The sequence below is a fragment of the uncultured Parabacteroides sp. genome (genome assembly GCF_947855115.1).
Taxonomy (GTDB): Bacteria; Bacteroidota; Bacteroidia; order Bacteroidales; family Tannerellaceae; genus Parabacteroides.
Map to the genome: position 1 here is coordinate 1 of NZ_CANTZW010000032.1, position 19,085 is coordinate 19,085.

The 19,085-nt window shown below is 44.2% G+C and carries 13 protein-coding genes; 10 read left to right on the plus strand and 3 right to left on the minus strand.

Going from position 1 to position 19,085, the window contains the following annotated elements; translation table 11 throughout:
• Positions 1-152: 152 nt before the first annotated feature.
• The 4 genes from Q0110_RS15660 to Q0110_RS15675 all read left to right on the plus strand — a co-directional run bounded on the left by Q0110_RS15660 (position 153) and on the right by Q0110_RS15675 (position 9,623).
• Positions 153-3,350, plus strand: coding sequence for a TonB-dependent receptor (locus tag Q0110_RS15660; protein ID WP_297908496.1), 3,198 nt, complete (start codon positions 153-155; stop codon positions 3,348-3,350).
• Positions 3,351-3,370: 20 nt separating this feature from the next.
• Entirely contained in the window at positions 3,371-4,975 is a 1,605-nt protein-coding gene (locus Q0110_RS15665) for a SusD/RagB family nutrient-binding outer membrane lipoprotein (RefSeq protein WP_297908498.1), read from the plus strand.
• A gap of 117 nt (positions 4,976-5,092) precedes the next feature.
• Positions 5,093-7,291 (plus strand): DUF4838 domain-containing protein, encoded by a 2,199-nt coding sequence (locus Q0110_RS15670; protein ID WP_297908501.1) that lies wholly within the window; start codon positions 5,093-5,095, stop codon positions 7,289-7,291.
• 97 nt (positions 7,292-7,388) lie between these two features.
• Complete coding sequence (locus tag Q0110_RS15675) at positions 7,389-9,623, plus strand: glycoside hydrolase family 20 protein (protein WP_297908504.1); 2,235 nt, start codon at positions 7,389-7,391, stop codon at positions 9,621-9,623.
• Between the two features lie 190 nt (positions 9,624-9,813).
• Here the strand turns inward: Q0110_RS15675 and dprA are convergent, their stop codons facing one another.
• Genes dprA through Q0110_RS15690 form a run of 3 tightly spaced genes read right to left on the minus strand, consistent with a single transcriptional unit; the run spans position 9,814 to position 12,605 of the window.
• Positions 9,814-10,932, minus strand: a complete 1,119-nt coding sequence (dprA, locus tag Q0110_RS15680; protein WP_297908508.1) for a DNA-processing protein DprA — start codon at positions 10,930-10,932, stop codon at positions 9,814-9,816.
• Positions 10,933-11,346: an acyl-CoA thioesterase gene (locus Q0110_RS15685; RefSeq protein WP_297908511.1), complete on the minus strand. Its 414-nt coding sequence runs from the start codon at positions 11,344-11,346 to the stop codon at positions 10,933-10,935.
• The gene (locus Q0110_RS15690; RefSeq protein ID WP_297908514.1) at positions 11,346-12,605 is read right to left on the minus strand and encodes a peptidase U32 family protein; all 1,260 of its coding nucleotides are present in this window, start codon (positions 12,603-12,605) and stop codon (positions 11,346-11,348) included. Before Q0110_RS15690 ends, Q0110_RS15685 begins: the two co-directional genes overlap by 1 nt.
• Positions 12,606-12,795: 190 nt before the next feature.
• Between Q0110_RS15690 and dusB the strand changes: the two genes are divergently transcribed.
• From dusB to Q0110_RS15720, 6 genes are all read left to right on the plus strand, one after another.
• The gene (gene dusB, locus Q0110_RS15695) at positions 12,796-13,785 is read left to right on the plus strand and encodes a tRNA dihydrouridine synthase DusB (protein ID WP_297908517.1); all 990 of its coding nucleotides are present in this window, start codon (positions 12,796-12,798) and stop codon (positions 13,783-13,785) included.
• 312 nt (positions 13,786-14,097) lie between these two features.
• Positions 14,098-15,141 carry a sugar kinase gene (locus tag Q0110_RS15700; RefSeq protein ID WP_297908520.1) on the plus strand — a complete coding sequence of 348 codons (1,044 nt, stop codon included), beginning with the start codon at positions 14,098-14,100 and terminating at the stop codon, positions 15,139-15,141.
• Positions 15,142-15,163: 22 nt separating this feature from the next.
• On the plus strand, positions 15,164-15,832 hold the full coding sequence (locus Q0110_RS15705) for a bifunctional 4-hydroxy-2-oxoglutarate aldolase/2-dehydro-3-deoxy-phosphogluconate aldolase (protein WP_297908523.1): 669 nt from the start codon (positions 15,164-15,166) through the stop codon (positions 15,830-15,832).
• Positions 15,833-15,834: 2 nt separating this feature from the next.
• Positions 15,835-17,244 (plus strand): glucuronate isomerase, encoded by a 1,410-nt coding sequence (gene uxaC / locus Q0110_RS15710; protein ID WP_297908526.1) that lies wholly within the window; start codon positions 15,835-15,837, stop codon positions 17,242-17,244.
• A gap of 137 nt (positions 17,245-17,381) precedes the next feature.
• Entirely contained in the window at positions 17,382-17,963 is a 582-nt protein-coding gene (locus Q0110_RS15715) for an RNA polymerase sigma-70 factor (protein ID WP_297908529.1), read from the plus strand.
• Positions 17,964-18,017: 54 nt separating this feature from the next.
• Positions 18,018-18,998, plus strand: coding sequence for a FecR family protein (locus Q0110_RS15720; protein ID WP_297908532.1), 981 nt, complete (start codon positions 18,018-18,020; stop codon positions 18,996-18,998).
• Positions 18,999-19,085: the final 87 nt, after the last annotated feature.

The window sequence follows — 19,085 nt, forward strand, 5'->3', positions numbered from 1 at the left end:
AGTTCTATCAGGACAAAAGCCTTATTCGTTAAAATTATAATCCTAACATCTTAAACACTAATAAATTAATGCCTATGTAGAAACACGCTAGCAGAACCGGTTGTGCCGGAATTAAACAAAGTCATCAGTTAATCTTATAAACAAAAAAACGTATGAAAAGAAAAAGTAAAAACATTACTTCTATCATGCATTTATGTGTCGGACTATCCCTATGTTGCGGTATCACAGAAGTACAAGCTACGTCCGATAAAAATGCGGCAGGAACACCTAATTATGTTTCAGCAACAGCACAACAAACAAAAAAAATCACCGGTATCATAACAGACGCCAACGGCGAACCGATTATCGGAGCGAATGTAGTAGAAAAAGGAACAACTAACGGCGTGATTTCCGGACTAGACGGAAGCTTCATGCTCGAGGTTCCCGGCAATGCGGTAATCGAAATCAGTTATATCGGCTACACACCACAAACAATCGCCTTAAAAGGGCAGACAACCCTTAACGTGACACTAACAGAGGATACACAGAAAATAGACGAGGTTGTCGTAACCGCATTAGGTATCAAACGCCAGGCTCGTTCATTAGGATATTCTACCACTCAAGTAGAGGGAGATGATTTCACCATGGCACGCGACCCGAATATAGGTAACGCCCTTTCCGGAAAAATCGCCGGAGTAAGCGTATCCGGTAACGCTACAGGTACAGGCGGTTCCAGCCGTGTCGTAATTCGAGGTAATGCTTCTTTGACAGGAAATAACCAACCTTTATACGTAGTAGACGGGGTACCCTTCGATAATACCAATATGAGTAGCGCCGGACAATACGGAGGCCTCGACTTGGGCGATGGCTTGTCTAACATCAACGCGGATGATATCGAGAGTATCCAAGTATTAAAAGGAGCGGCCGCTTCCGCTTTGTATGGTTACAGGGGAGGTAACGGCGCAATCTTGATCACGACTAAATCCGGAAAGAAGAACCAACCGGTCAGCATTGATTTCAATAACAACCTTACATTTAACACGATATACGACTATCGAGATTTCCAAAACGTATTCGGACAAGGCTCCGAAGGGCAACGCCCGTTAACAGTAGACGCTGCTAAAGCGACAGAAACATTAAGCTGGGGTGAACCGATGGACGGAGGAAAAGCCGTGAACTTCCTGGGGAATGAATACACCTACTCGCCGGTTAATAACTGGGACAGTTTCTACCGTACAGGTATCAACAATACGACCTCCTTATCACTTAGCGGTGGCGGAGAGAAAATCACATATCGTTTCGGCGTGTCCAACATGGCGGAAAAAGGTATCCTGCCCAATGCCCATATCAATCAACAGGCATTGAACATGAACACGACATATGATATTTTAAAGAACCTTCACCTCACGGTAAACGCCAACTACGTATTCGAGAAAAACCAAGGCCGTGCTAGCTTGTCTGATGGAAACGGTAGTACGAACGCTTCTCTGCTATATCGAGCCAATACATTCGACATCAATTGGTTGCAACGTGAGAATGAGAATTGCGACTGGGGTACTTCCGCTGATGGAAAAGAATTGATAGGAGGAACCAATGTATACTTCAACAACCCGTATTTCCTGCAATATAGAAAAGTTAATACGACCAACAAGAACCGTTTGACAGGGGGTATTACGTTGAAATACGATATTTTCGACTGGTTATATGTGCAAGGGGCCGTAACTCGAGATGGTTATAGCTTTGAATATAGGAATGTCCAACCTTACGGAGCCGCCGCAGATGCTTCCGGTTACTTAGACGAGTACGAGAAGAATTTCTCTGAGATGAACCTGAACTACTTGATCGGTTTCAATAAGGAATTTGGAGATTGGAGCATCGGGGCTACATTAGGAGGTAACAGACAACGTAACATATTAAAACAATGGGGTACAGACGGTAATATCAAAGGATTCTTATTCCCCGGTTTTGAAGGAGCCAATAGCGTAAGTAACCGTCTTTACAAAAAAGATTATACGGAGTATCGGGTAAATTCTGTTTATGCGACCGCTGATTTCGGCTGGAAAAACCAATTATTCCTGAACCTAACAGGACGTAACGACTGGTTCTCTACGCTGAACCCAAACAACAATAGCTATTTCTACCCTTCCGCAACTCTATCATGGGTATTCACCGATAGTATAGAGATGCCGGAATGGTTCACATTCGGTAAAATCAGAGGTTCTTACGCTTCTGCCTCCAATGGAACAGACCCGTACCAGAACTATTTGACATACAAAATCCAAAGTTACAAGATCAACGGAAACTCAACCGCTACGGTCAATAACTCGTCATTACCCAACACAAACCTAAAACCGGTTCGTATATCTGAATGGGAAGTCGGCTTAAACGTAGCGTTCTTCAATAATCGTTTGTCTTTGGACGCCGCATACTACACGAAAAATACGAAAGACGATATCGCCCAAGTATCTATCAGTAACGCATCCGGTTTCTCTTCAGCGATCATGAATGTTGGCGAGATCCAGAATAACGGTGTGGAAGTCATGTTAAACGGTGTCCCTGTACACACAAAAGATTTCCAATGGAACTCTACGTTCAACATCGCTTACAACAACAGTGAGGTCAAATACTTAGGAGAAGGTGTAAAGAACCTGACTATTAACGGAGCGATCGCCCGTAGCGGTAACGTATCTGTCCAGAATATCGTAGGACAGCCATATGGCGAATTGGTAGGTTTCAAATATTTACGTGACGAAAATGGAAATATCGTTCACAAAGACGGTATACCGCAGGCTACCTCCGAGACATATAGTTTAGGTTCCGGCGTATATAAACTTACCGGTGGTTGGAGAAACGAATTCTCTTACAAAGACTGGACTCTCTCATTCTTGCTGGATTTCAAGGTCGGCGCTAAATTATTTTCCGGAACGAACTATAACCTATATTCCAACGGTTTGCACAAGAACACATTGGAAGGTCGTGGTAGCGATGGAAAAGGTACGATCGTAGGTGACGGCGTGAAGCTAGATGCCAACGGCAAATATGTACAAAACGATGTCGCGGTAACCGCACAATCTTATTGGCAAGGAATCGTCAACAATAATATCGGAGAGGAGTTTATTTATAACGCCAATTTCCTGAAACTACGCGAATTGTCTCTCGGTTATACATTCCCGAAAGCATTCTTGGCTAAACAAAACGTAATCAAAGGTATTACTTTATCATTGGTAGGGCGTAACCTCTGGACAATCATCAAGCATACGGACAATATAGATCCAGAATCCGCTTACAATAACGGCAATGGTCAGGGCCTTGAGTTAAATGGTTATCCCGCTACGAGAAGCGTTGGTTTCAACGTAAATGTTAAATTCTAAATAAAAGGAGAAAAGACGATATGAGAAAAACTATATTTTATGCCTTGACAACACTTACCTGTCTTGCGGGTATGACTAGTTGCAGTGATTTTGACGACGTGAACAACGATCCGGAACAGATACTAGACGAGACGATGGACTACCGCATCATGTTCACCAGCGTAGTAGCCCAAGCTTGTGGCTCGGACTGGGATGTATGGCGTAACGGTTTAATTTATGGGGCCAACATGATGCAACATACATCTTCGGTAGACTGGCAACACGGAATATTTTATACTTATTCCGACAGTTACAATTCTGCCTATTGGGATGCGCTTTACAGCGGCGACCGAGGTGTCTTACGCGACGTAATCTTAATCATGAACTCGTGGAAAGATAAGGAAGGATATGAGAATGAATATCAAATGTGTCGTATCATACGTGCCTATATGTTCCATCGTATGACCGACTTATATGGAGATATTCCCTATTCGGAAGCCTCTCACGCATATGATCAGAACATCCTTTACCCGAAATATGATACACAAGAATACATTTATAACGACCTATTGAAAGAATTGGATGAGGCACAGGCAGCCATTGACCCATCGCGGCCGGCGGCGATGACGAACCAAGACCTGATTTATGGAGGAGATGCCTCGAAATGGAAAAAGTTTGCCAATTCTTTAATGTTACGTATCGCGATGCGATTGACAAAGGTAGATCCGGCAACCGCACAGACATGGGTGAAGAAAGCAGTTTCCAATGGATTATTCACCAGCGCGGACGACAACGCCATGGTTAAGCATCCGGACGGCTCCGGCCTTGATGATGGTTCTGAACCTTACGGAAAAGTATTCACGCATGAAGATCCTCAAGCATTCTATATGAGCGACTATTTCATCAACATGCTGAAAGATACAAACGATCCTCGCTTGGCCTTGATCGCTACCGTTTGTGAAAACCCGGGAGAAAAATGGGAAGGTAGTTTCGATTTCGGAGATACGACCCCTGAAAAACAGGTAGGATTACCCATAGGCTATGACCTGAAAGGTGGTGAATGGGATTTATCCAAGGCCCCCGGTTATCCAGGCGCCGAGTGGAGAAGCTACTATTCTTTACCTAATCGTTACACTTATGCCCGCCCAGATGTTCCGACAATGCTGGTTACTTATACAGAGAATCAACTGTTATTGGCAGAAGCTGCTTACCGGGGTTGGGTAACAGAGAAGAGCGTAAAGGAGTATTATGAAGAAGGGGTAAGAGCGGCTATGCAACAATTTTCCGTATATACCGCCGCGAAGGATCTGTATAATAAGTATCTGACATCCTCGGCTATAGATACTTACTTAAAAGAGAATCCGTTCGATATGAACAAGGCTCTTGAGCAAATCAATACTCAATATTATATCACGACCTTCTGCGATGAGTATGAGACATTTGCCAATTGGCGCCGCACTGGTTACCCGGTATTAACACCGGTTAATAAGGGATATTCCACTTGTGTAACCAACGGTACGATCCCACGTCGTTTCACATATCCGACAACCGAGTCGCAGGTAAACGCCACCAATTATAAAGAAGCCGTATCCAGGTTGTCTGGTGGAGATGTCATGACATCACGTGTATGGTGGGATAAAGAATAATCTCAGCAACTACCAAATATCCAAATAACCGGTCCCTAAAAAGACCGGTTGTTTTTTATTTACTCATATCCCCTCGCCCTATCCGGCCCGACCGGGGAATAATCTAAAATAAATATCATGAAACGATTTATTCAACACCTGAGTTTATGTGTGCTGGCTTTATCTTGTACACTAAACGTAAAGGCTCAACTAACGATTGTAAAAGACAAGAAAGCCTACTCTCGCATCATCCTGAAAGAAAAAACAAACGTAAACGAGCAAGCCGCAAATTTATTACAAGACTTCATTAAACGAATCAGTGAGGCCACATTACCAATTGCCACCGATACGAAAGCCCGAAAAGGTGATATCCTGATCGGTTCCGGAAATACCGGAAACATAGGAGAGGATGGCTTCTCTTTACAAACTGAGAACGATCAGCTACACATTTATAGCGGGGGTGGGAAAGGTGCGATCTACGGAGTTGTCACCTTGCTGGAACAATATTTGGGTGTCTCTTATTATGCCAAAGACTCCTATACGCTAACTACAAGACCGACGATTACCCTCCCGGCTATCCATCGGGCAGAAACTCCCGCTTTTCGTTATCGCCAGACCTGGAGCTATAACAACGATGACCCGATCTACAAAATGTGGTTTCGTCTGGAAGAGCCAAGCGATCTATTTATAGAGAATATGTGGGTACATACCTTCAACCGTATCCTTTCTTCCGACGTATTTGGCAAGAAACATCCTAAATATTACTCATTCATCAACGGGAAACACCGTCCGGGGCACAATAGCCAATGGTGTCTTACCAACCCCGACGTATTCGATGCTGTTGTTTATCAACTGGATTCTATCTTTAAGGTACATCCTGATATGAAGATGATCTCTGTCAGCCAAAACGATGGTAACAATACGAATTGTTCCTGCCCGGCCTGTAAAGCGGTCGATGAGTACGAAGGCTCACCCTCCGGCAACATCATCCGTTTTTTAAACAAACTGGCAGAACGTTTTCCGGACAAGGAGTTCTCCACGTTGGCTTATCTTTATTCTATGCAGCCCCCCAAGCACGTAAAACCACTCCCCAATGTCAACATCATGCTATGTGACATAGATTGCAAACGGGAGGTTCCTCTGACAGACAACGCTTCCGGCCAGGAGTTCATGAAAGCCCTAGAAGGATGGTCTAAAATATCCAATAACATCTTTGTGTGGGATTATGGGATCAATTTCGATAATATTATCTCGCCATTCCCCAATTTCCATATCTTACAAAAGAACATGCAATTATTCAGGAAAAACCATGCCACAATGCTTTTCTCGCAAGTAAACGGTATCAAAGGTGGGGATTTCTCTGAGATGCGGGCTTATATGATCGCTAAATTAATGTGGAACCCATACCAAAACGCAGATTCTCTCATGCGTACTTTCATGGACGGATATTACGGAAAAGCCGCACCTTACCTCTATCAATACCAGAAGATCATGCAAGGAGCCCTGCTCGCCAGCGGACAACCGTTATGGATATACGATTCTCCAATCTCCCATAAAAACGGAATGCTGAAACCGGCTTTGCTAAAAACCTACAACGAGCTATTCGATCTAGCGGAACGGGAGGTAGCTCAAGACACACTCCTTTTGCATCGTGTACAACAATCCCGTCTTTCCCTCCAATACGCGGAACTGGAGATCGCACGTACGCAAACGGAAACAGACAAAACAAAAGTTCGCGAATTACTGGATTTATTTAAGCAACGTACGCTCCATTTTGGTATCGCTACCCTGAACGAGCAAAAAAACACACCCGATAAATATTGTGATTTATACGAGAAACGTTTTCTTCCGCAAGCTGAACCCAATAAAGCGGCCAATGCCAAACTTACGTGGATCATTCCTCCGCACGACCGTTACAAGGCGCTGGGGGAGACGGCTTTGACCGACTGCCTGTTTGGAGGAACAACTTACGTAGAAAGCTGGGTAGGCTGGAACGGTACAGACGGCGCTTTCATCCTCGACATGGGAGAGGAAAAAGATTTCTCGCGGATCGAGACCGATTTCCTACATCAATTGGGAGGATGGGTCTTACTGCCTCATAGCGTTACTTATTCCGTATCTTCCGATAACCAGACATTCCACCCCTTCGGATCTTACACCTTTACAGAAGACCGGGACCTACAAGTAAAATTCGTAAGCAGTACGGTTCAATCAAGAAAAAACATCAAAGCTCGTTATATAAAAGTAGAGGTTAAAGGGATCGGTTTATGCCCGGCTTGGCATTATGGAGTCGGTTATCCGGCTTGGTTTTTCATAGATGAAGTAAGCGTATATTAAAATAACAGGAGATGAAAAAATGAGAAAATTATTTATAGGTATATTGGGGTTAGTTTTTTCTATAGGACTCATGTCCGGATGTAAAAAAACTCCCGATATGGCCACGAGCGATTACCGGATAGTACCCTTACCCCATTCAATAGAACCTCAAAAAGGAAGCCCTTTTATACTGACGGCCTCTACCGGCATCGTTTATCCACGGGGAAACGAATCGCTAAGACAAACAGCTTGCTTCTTGGCTCATTATATCCAAGAGACATACGGCTTCACGCCAGAGGTAAAAGAGGGAGAAGCCCAGCCTAACTGTATAAATCTGGTGACAGACAATACGGAGGTTCTACCCGAAGAAGGTTATCTATTGGATATATGTAAAAGAAACATCGTTATTACGGCCCGTTCGGGCGCCGGTTTTTTCTATGGCATACAAACCTTACGTAAATCAATGCCAGTAACCGACCAAAAAAAGCTCTGTTTCCCGGCCATCCGTATCAAAGATGAGCCCAGATTCCGGTACAGAGGGGCACATTTGGATGTAGGACGTCATTTTTTTTCGGTCGATTTCATCAAAAAATATATCGATATACTGGCGCTTCACAATCTCAATACATTTCATTGGCATCTGACGGAAGACCAAGGTTGGCGTATCGAAATCAAAAAATACCCGCGGTTGACCGAGATCGGTTCCAAACGTAAGGAGTCACTCCTGAATGATGGCTCCGGAAAATACGATGGCACACCTTATGGAGGATTTTATACGCAAGACGAGATACGGGATATTATACGTTACGCAGCAGATCGTTATATCACTATCATCCCAGAAATAGATATGCCCGGTCATATTACTTCTGCCTTAGCAGCTTATCCGGAACTAGGTTGCAACGGAGGTCCTTATGAGGTAGCGACCTCTTACGGGGTCCATAAGGATGTCTTATGCGTCGGTAACGAACAATCCCTGCGTTTCATGAAAGATGTCTTATCCGAGGTAATAGATATCTTCCCTTCCCGCTACATACACGTGGGAGGAGATGAATGCCCACACGACCGATGGTTACACTGTCCTAAATGCCAAGCCCTGATCCGCAAGAATAACTGGAAGGCTGCCGATGGGCATAAACCCGAAGATAGACTTCAAAGTTATTTCATAGCCGAAATAGAAAAATTCGTAAATAGTAAAGGACGGAAAATCATCGGATGGGACGAGATATTGGAGGGAGGACTAACTCCCAATGCGACTGTCATGTCATGGAGAGGAACAGAAAATGGTGTGAAAGCCGCCGGGGAGGGACATGACGTGATTATGACTCCCGCAGGAATCACTTACCTTAGCAGCCGGCAGTTGGAAGAATTGGATGGGAACCGGAACATCCGTCGTATTTACGACTTCGACGTAGTACCGGACACATTATCCGAAACAGCGGCCAGACATATCATCGGGATACAAGCTTGTCTATGGTCTGAGAGGATAAATACGCCCCAACGAGCAGAATACCTACTCTTGCCGCATCTAGCCGCATTGAGCGAGCTGGCTTGGTCTGATCCGGGGCAACATGATTTCAACGCTTTTATGGAACGTCTCTACCGGTTGATACCGATCTACGACAAAAATGATTACACATACTCGAGACAGGTCTTCCAAATCACGGAAGATTTTCACGTGGATACGGTACATAACATCCTCGAAGCCTCCTTTTCTACCATCGGACAACGTCCCATCTATTACACATTAGACGGGAGCCTCCCGGATACATCCTCGCTTCTCTACACAGGGCCTATACAGATCAAGAAGGAGGCTAAACTACAGGCGGCCGTAATCACGCCGGATGATACCAGCGATATATTCACTGAGCAAATCCACGTCAATAAGGCAACCTTCAAACCCGCCTGGTTAGCCAATCCTCCACACAAGGATTATACGTTCGGAGGAGTCAGTACCCTGACGGACGGGTTATCTGGTAACCTAAATTATAACACTGGCAGATGGCTCGGTTTCCTAAAAGATATGGACTTGACCGTAGACCTGCTCACCCCTACCCAGATATCTTCAGTGTCTCTCACCGTCAATGTATCGAAAGGGGCAGCGGTAATGGATGCCACAGGCCTGGAAGTATGGTGCTCGGACGATAAGAAAACCTTCCGCAAGCTAGCGTCTGCCGTTTACCCTGTCTTGAGAAAAGAAGATAAAGATGGTATTTATACTCACTCTCTTTTCTTCACCGAAACCCAAGCGCGATATATACGTGTCATCGCAAAGGTTACCCCTCGATTACCCGCTTGGCATATGTGGCCTGGCAACCCGGCTTTCTTATTTGTAGACGAGGTCTGTATAAACTAAATAAAAATCCTTTTCAAAAGGAAACATTTTTTATACACGAAGAAGGTTCCATTTAATATATATTATATCTAAAACCCTTGACAAAAAGGTCTTACAGGCTTATCTTTGCACTGTGGTTTTTTCATAATAGTATTAGATTTAAGGTTAACAAAGTTTGATTAGGGCTTGTCGTGAGACAGGCTTTAATTATTTATAGGGGTTTCGTCCGCTTATAAGTACTTCCCGGCATTGCTTTTATCTTTCCATCCAACTCCAACTCAAAAAGTATAGAGGATAATTGATGTACCGGTAGATTCAAAGCCACAGATAATTCATTGATATGAGATTCTTTTCGCCCTTCTAGGAATGACAATATTCGCTCGCTTTCCGTATTCTCCGGAAACAGTAATTGAGCTTGGACCGGTAACGCAGTTGTTTTTTGAGCGACACTCCAACGCATAGCGGCGATTAAATCGCCCGCACAAGTTATCAGGCCTCCTTTATTCTGCCGGATCAAGTTATTACACCCTCTTGAATTCATATCCGTTACCCGACCCGGAAAGGTGTAGACATCTCGACTATACGAAAAAGCGATATCCGCTGTAATCAAAGAACCTCCTTTCTCTGCCGATTCAACAACGATCGTGGTATCAGCCAGACCAGCGACGATACGGTTGCGCCGGATAAAATTCTGCCGATCCGGATTCGTTCCTCCCGGGAAATCAGTCAGCAGACCTCCTCGCTCCAACATCTCGACCGCCGTAGAGCGATGCATAGGAGGATAGATACGATCCAAGCCATGTGCCAATACACCTACCGTGGGCAATTGGTTCTTCAACGCGCTCCGATGAGCGCAAATATCGATGCCATACGCAAGACCGCTAACGATCAATAAATCCGGGAAATCTACAGATAAATCCCGCAATAAGCTCTCTGTTAATTCCCGCCCATAAGCCGATGCCCTGCGAGTCCCCACCACGCTGATGATATGAGTAGCGTTTAAATCCGTATTCCCCTTAAAATAAAATAAAACCGGAGCGTCTGGGCATTCCCGCAGCCGCTCCGGATAATCCGTATCATTCAAAAAATAGATGGAGATACCATTCTTTTGGGTAAAAGCCAACTCTTTCTCTGCCCGCAAGAGCGTATCAGCCCGCTTAATCTCGGCAATAACCGAAGGACCGATACCCGGAACCTTCTCTAAAGACTGGCGCTTTTCCGTGAACACGGCTTCCGCATCGCCCAATGCTTCCAGAAGATGGCGGGCCAAGATATCTCCCACTCCATTTATCATAGTAAGGCCAATTTGGTAAATCTGTTTGTCTGTCATTTATTCTTTTTTTGATTCTATTCGTTTCAGCATCTCATCAAAATATTCTCCTCTTGTCAACTTACCATTCTCCACAACGACCGACTCCACAATGCCTTTAGTTGCCAGTACCCCATCGGATACCCGGTAAATATCTTGCTCGAATACCAATTTTACCCCTTTCTTATATACATTCAGGCAGGAAATATAACGATCCCCGCTCCTTAGGGAATTCTTGAACTGGATATCCACACGAGCCACAAAAGCATCAATCCCCTTCTCATGCATAGCGCCGAAGTTCTCGCCCAACGATTCCAAGAACTCGTGCCGCGTATGCTCCATATAATGCTGGTAATTGGAATTATTGACCACACCTTGCAAATCGCACTCATAATCGCGAACCTTATCTGTCAGCTTAAAAACATATTCCTTCATTATGCTAGTTCTTTTTCGATTTGTACTTTCTCCATCTTATAAAGACGATCGGACGGACGAATCTTCTCGGATACCTTTATCGAGAAGCGCTCTCCTTTCACGGTCTCTCCCACCGGTTTTAGATCTACCCGTATCTCATCAACAGTCTGCATGATAGCCCCGGTCGTAGGGCCTGTTATCAAGATCTCATCGCCTACTTTCAAGGAGCCGGATTCCATCTCGAACTCAGCGACACCAATTCCGCTGAAGTATTTGATACCCCGCGCCACATACACTTTCTTACGGGTAGCGCCCGAACCATATTTACTACTCCATTCTCCCAACCGTTGCCCCAGATAATAGCCATCCCAAAAACCGCGATTGAAGACCCTGCGCAAACGTTCGTCCCAAACCGCCACCTTCTCCTCATCGAAGGAACCTTCGCAATAAGCTTTCACCGCCTCCTTATAGCACTCGGTCACGAGACGTACATACTCCGGTCCGCGGGCACGTCCCTCCAACTTGAACACACGTACACCGGCATCCATCATCTTATTCATAAAATGAATCGTCTTCAAGTCTTTCGGCGACATAATATACTGGTTCTCCACATCCAGCTCGATCTGGCTATCCTTATCACGCACCGTATAGGCACGACGGCAAATTTGCATACAAGCCCCCCGGTTGGCCGAGGCATTCATCTCGTGCAAACTCAAATAGCATTTACCGGAAACGGCCATACATAACGCTCCATGGGCAAACATCTCTATACGGATCAATTCCTCTTTCGGGCCTTTGATCTGCTGCCTCACGATCTCTTGATAAATCTCATGTACCTGCTTTAAATTCAATTCGCGGGCTAGTACGACCACATCAGCAAAGCGAGCGTAAAACTTCAACGCCTCCACGTTCGATATATTCAATTGCGTAGATAAGTGTACCTCCTGCCCGATGCTATTCGCATAACTCATAGCAGCCACATCAGCGGCGATAATGGCAGAGATACCCGCATCCTTAGCGGCATCTATAATTTCCCTCATCAACGGAAGATCCTCACCGTAAATGACCGTATTAACCGTCAGATAACTTTTGATCCCATGTTCTTGACAGATAGCGACGATCTTACGCAAATCCTCCGTCGTAAAATTATTCGATGAGCGAGAGCGCATATTCAATCCTTCGATTCCAAAATAAATGGAATCAGCGCCCCCTTGTATGGCCGCCATTAACGATTCATACGAACCGACGGGCGCCATTATTTCAAAATCCTTCTCTTTCAAGGTTATATGTTTTAATATTACGGTAGCAAAGGTACGAATAATATTTGAGAAGAGTAATATGAATAAACTCATCCGCAACTAAGTATAAGCCTTCTCTTTACGAGATTAATCCGGTCATCTTACAAGATAGAAGATTATTCCCTAAAAAGAAGTACTTTTGTAATCTCTATTTAGTTAGCAAACAGAAGGTATGAAGATTGGTTCAATAGATTTAGGAGAGCGTCCGGTATTCTTGGCGCCGATGGAGGATGTGACGGATATCTCGTTTCGCTTGATGTGTAAACGCTTCGGGGCAGATATGGTATATACGGAGTTCGTGTCGAGCGACGCTTTGATCCGCAGTGTAAACAAAACACAGCAAAAACTAAATGTCTCCAACGATGAGCGTCCCGTCGCTATCCAGATTTATGGAAAAGATGTAGCCTCGATGGTAGAGGCCGCACGCATTTGCGAGGAAGCACGTCCGGATATATTAGATATAAATTTTGGTTGTCCCGTGAAGAAAGTAGCGGGCAAGGGAGCCGGCGCCGGTATGCTACGTAATATCCCGTTGATGCTGGAGATCACGAGAGAGGTAGTGAAAGCCGTAAACATCCCTGTTACTGTAAAAACACGCTTGGGCTGGGATGCCGACAACCGTATTATCGTGGATCTAGCCGAGCAGCTACAGGACTGCGGTATCGCCGCCCTCTCTATCCATGGACGTACACGGGCACAGATGTATACGGGCGAGGCAGATTGGACTTTGATCGGAGCCGTAAAAAATAATCCTCGCATGCGAATCCCCATTATCGGGAATGGTGACGTGACTTCTGCCGAGATATGCAAACAGCGCTTTGAAGATTATGGCGTAGATGCCGTAATGATTGGCAGAGGCAGCATAGGTCGTCCTTGGATCTTCCGGGAAGTAAAACACTATCTTACAACCGGGGAATTATTGCCCCAAGAATCTTTTTCCTGGTATCTGGATATCCTGAAAAAACAAGTGGAACAAAGCGTAGAACGGTTAGACGAACGCAGAGGTATCTTACATATCCGCCGTCATCTGGCAGCGACTCCTCTCTTCAAAGGTATTACCGATTTCAAGCAAACACGAATCGCTATGCTACGTGCAGAGACTGTTAACGAATTATTCGAAATTATGAATAATATTCCTAAAAAGTACGGAATTTTAGAATAACAAGTTTGATATATATCAAATTGAAACCTCTTTGTGACATTTTTACAATAAAATGTTACAAATACTATTGACGCATATTATAAAAGCTCTTATATTCGCGTCGAGTTTTTTTCATAGTATTTTAGATCTAAGGTTAACAAGTCTTTGCAAGGGGGGAATCGTGAGATTGTTTCATTGAGGAGCAAAAAAAGCCGCATCCGTATTGGGACTAGCGGCTTTTTTGTTTTTTCCGAAGCCCATGTTTTCGCACACACGCTATACATTATTCGGAATAAACCCTTACATTTGCGAAAAACATAATACTATACCACCATGAGTAAGAAAGTCATAACTTTCGGAGAGATCATGCTTAGGCTGGCTACTCCGGACTATTTACGCTTTTGCCAAGCCAATCAGTTCAACGCTACTTTTGGAGGAGGAGAAGCAAATGTTGCCGCCTCACTCGCCAACTATGGCATAGAGACCGAGTTTGTAACCCGTTTACCACAAAATGACATCGCCCGTGCCTGCGTTATGGAATTACGTAAACAGGGCATAGGAACTTCTCAGATCATTTACGGAGGGGAGCGGTTAGGTATTTATTTTCTGGAGACCGGAGCGGTCGCTCGTGCCAGCAAGGTGGTATACGACCGAACTCATTCTTCCATCGCCGAGATCCAACCGGGGATGATTGATTGGGATGCGGTATTCAAGGATGCCTCTTGGTTTCACTGGACAGGTATCACGCCAGCCATATCTGAAGGTGCCGCCAATGCATGTCTGGAGGCAATACAGGCAGCAAACCGATTGGGTATCACGGTATCCTGCGACCTCAACTATCGGAAAAATCTCTGGAAATACGGAAAGACAGCCAATGAGGTCATGCCGGAACTAGTAGCCGGATGCGATATCATCTTAGGAAACGAGGAAGATGCCGAGAAGGTTTTCGGTATCAAGCCCGAAGGTTTCGACGCTTCCGCTACGGAAGGTGAGGTACATGCTGCCTCTTTCCAGTCGGTATGCACCCAACTAATGGCTCGATTCCCACGTGCCCGGAAAGTTATTATCACGTTGAGAGGTTCCATCAATGCCAATCATAACACATGGGGTGGAGTATTATACGCAGACAACCGGTTGTACGAATCTCGCCGGTATGACATCACCCATATCGTTGATCGTGTAGGCGGAGGCGATTCTTTTATGGGAGGTCTTATTTACGGCTTGCTCTCCTATCCCGGCGATGACCAGAAAGCCTTGGATTTTGCGGCAGCCGCTTCCTGCCTGAAACACACGATCTACGGCGATTTCAACCAAGTAACCGTAGAGGAGGTGGAAAAACTCATGTCCGGCGACGCTTCCGGCCGTGTCTCCCGTTAATTTTCAATTTTTAATTCCCAATATGGCTCGATTCAATAAAATACAAACATTACAGGCTATCATCCAAACCGGAATGGTACCCGTCTATTATAATAAAGATGTAGAGATCGCTAAACAGGTTGTAAAAGCCTGTTATGAGGGAGGTGTCAGAGCCTTCGAGTTTACCAACCGGGGAGATTTCGCCCATGAGGTATTTGGCGAGTTGGTTAAATACGCCACCCAGGAATGCCCGGAATTAATATTGGGCGTAGGTTCAATCGTAGATCCGGCGACAGCCGCCTTATTTTTGCAGCTAGGGGCAAATTTCGTGGTCGGTCCGTTGTTCAACCCGGAGATAGCAAAGATATGTAATCGTCGCCTCATCCCTTATACACCCGGTTGTGGTTCCGTATCCGAGATAGGTTTCGCCCAAGAAGCAGGTTGCGATCTTTGCAAGATATTCCCTGCCGGGAATGTAGGAGGTCCCTCATTTGTCAAAAATATAAAGGCTCCTATGCCATGGGCCATGATTATGGCGACCGGCGCAGTGGAACCGACAGAGGAGAATTTATCCGCTTGGTTCAAGGCTGACGTAACGTGTGTGGGAATGGGATCTAAATTGTTCCCCAAAGAAGCAATCGCGCAAGGAGATTGGCCATCTATCACCAATTTATGCAACAACGCCTTATCCATTATTCAAAAGTACCGTTAAGTATGAAAAACTTTTTAGATCAAGATTTTTTGCTCCAAACCGACACGGCCCGCGAGTTATATCACAAGCATGCGGCTAAGATGCCCATCATCGACTATCACTGCCACCTAGATCCCCGGCAAATAGCGGAAAATCATCAATTCGAGGATCTTACGGAGATATGGCTTGGTGGAGACCATTATAAATGGCGGGCCATGAGAGCAAACGGAGTTCCCGAAGAATACATCACCGGCAACAAACCTTCTTACGAGAAATTTACCAAATGGGCCGAGACGATGCCTTACACGATGCGAAATCCACTTTACCATTGGACACATCTGGAACTTAGCCGTATATTTGGAATCCATAAAGTTCTTAATCCGGTTTCTGCCGAGGAAATCTATAAAGAATGTACGGAAAAGTTACGTACTCCCGAATATCGTGCGCAAGCCATCATGAAACGGATGAACGTAGAGATCGTGTGTACTACCGATGATCCTATCGATTCATTAGAATACCATCAGAAAATACGTTTAAACGGATGCCACACCCATGTGTACCCAGCATGGCGCCCGGATAAGGTACTCGCTATCGATAATTTCAAAATGCTCAATGACTATTTGTCTAAGCTAGAGGCTGCCGCCGATAAGACAATCCTTACCTACAAGCATTTATTGGAGGCCTTACAAATACGTCATGATTTCTTTGCGACCCAAGGATGCCGGTTATCAGACCATGGGTTGGATACATTTTACGCAGAACCTTATACCGAGCAAGAGATCGAGGTTATTTTCCTCAAAGCACGTATGGGTAAGTCGCTCACCGACCAGGAAGTTCGTAAATACCGCTCGGCATTGCTATACGAATTGGCAGCGATGGATGCGAGAAGTGGGTGGGTACAACAATTCCATATTGGCGCAAACCGGAATAATAACAAGCGAATGTTCAAACTGCTAGGACCGGATACAGGCTTCGATGCTATCGGCGACCAGCCTATCGCTGTTTCCATGAACCGTTTTTTCAGCCGTCTAGACCAAGAAGGCCTGTTAGCGAAAACCATCGTTTACAACCTTAATCCCTGCGATACAGAGTTGATGGTAGCCAATGCCTACAATTTCAACGATGGCAGTATCCCCGGAAAAATGCAATATGGAGCGGCTTGGTGGTTCCTCGACCAAATCAAAGGTATGGAAGACCAATTAAACGCACTCTCTAGCCTCGGACTTTTAAGCCGCTTTGTCGGTATGTTGACAGATTCCCGCAGTTTCTTGTCATATCCCCGCCATGAGTATTTCCGTCGAATCCTTTGCGACATGCTAGGTAATGAGATTGAGAAGGGGTTATTACCTGCCTCCGAACTCTCTTTCATAGGACAGATGGTTGAAAATATCAGTTACAACAACGCCAAACGATACTTTGACTGGTCCCTATGACACTATTCTTATGGGGTAGGTTGGTTTGCAAACAAAACCAGCCCCATAATTTTCATAAGATGATGTCTACAAGACAACATTGCTTTCTTCAGAATTAGTTCTAACTTTGCCCTAAGACTCGTTAGAACTAAATTCAGATGGATACGACTTCACTGATAGAAAGAGTTAAAAAAGGAGATCGTATTGCCTTCAATGAGCTATATAGGCAATACTATCTTTCTTTACGTTCATATGCGGAGTTGTTTCTGGATGAGGTGGAAGCGGAAGATGTGGTACAAGATGTTTTTCTGAACGTATGGTTACGGAAAGAAGGGCTGGATGATTCTCAATCTTTACAAGGTTATTTGTTGCGTTCCGTGTATAACTCGTCGTTGAATGTATTAAAAAAGAAAATACATTCCAATGACTATCGGTCTACATATGAACAAGAAATCGAAGAAATAGGATACAGATATTATGATCCGGATGCCAACGAGGTGATACGCAGACTTTATAACCAAGATTTACGGTCAGAGATAAATGCCGCGATCAATAGCCTTCCCACAAGATGCAGGGAAGTATTTACGTTAAGTTACCTTCATGATATACCCAGTAAAGAAATCAGTTTACAACTAGGTATCTCATTAAGTACGGTTGATAATCATATTTATAGTGCCTTAAAGCTTTTACGTAAGAAATTAAAGATACATTATATAAGTAAAAAAGATAGTTTTCTATAGGTAGTTTTAGATGAGTAATTGTATTTAGCACAAAGAAGAGAGTTTATATTTAAGATGGACGATTCTATTATATATACATATTTATCTGGTAATGCGACAGAAGAAGAGAAAGAACAGCTAAGAGACTGGTTAAATCAGTCTCCAGTACATCGTGCTTATTTTTTTGATGTAAAGGCAATTTGGAATGCCCAACGAGTAACCAATAAGATCAACGCGAAAAAGATAGAGGATTCATTAACACGTATGAATAAACGAATCGACACAATCTCCGGTGTTTCCCAACGGACAATCGTAAATACTTGGTTAAAATATGCCAGCATCGCCGCTCTTTTATTTGTTTGTGTTAGTTTATCCTATTTGTATATTATCAACCGGGAAGATGTAACCGAATCCGGTAATGATCTTATTACTTATACGAATGAAACCACCGACCATTCCGTGAAAATGATCCATCTTTCCGACGGGACGGTTGTATGGCTTGGAAGCCGTACCGTATTAACCGCTCCCTCAATCTTTATCGGAGAAAAACGTTTGGTATACCTAAATGGAGAGGCTTTTTTTGATGTTAAGAAAGACCCTGCACACCCCTTTGTTATTCAAACAAATCTACATAAGGTACAGGTTTTAGGTACTTCGTTCGAGATTAACACAGATGAAGAAACCGGTATTTGCAAAACGATTCTAATGACAGGTTCCGTGCAAATCCAAGATAAATCCGGAAATAAACTGGCTGTACTGACTCCAGGGCAACAAGCCTTATATTCAGAAAAGACAAGAAATATAGAAATCGAAGAAGTAGATGTAAATGCACTTACTTCATGGAGATTCGGTTTGATATCATTATCGAATGTCACGATTACCGAGATCTTAAAATGCCTAGAGGAAACCTATCAAATAAATATTCAAATGAATACTTCCTCTCTGGAAAATCGCCGTTATAATTTCTCTTTTAAGTATTCAAAAGGAGCCGAAGCCGCATTAGAACAACTCTTTTACATAACAGGAAAACCTGCTAAAATTCAACTTCCACAATAAATATTATATAAATCCCATAAAAAACCGGAGTCTCATAGGTAGTTTGTCCTTCCCAATTGTATATATAAATAAAAAGAAAGAGCGACA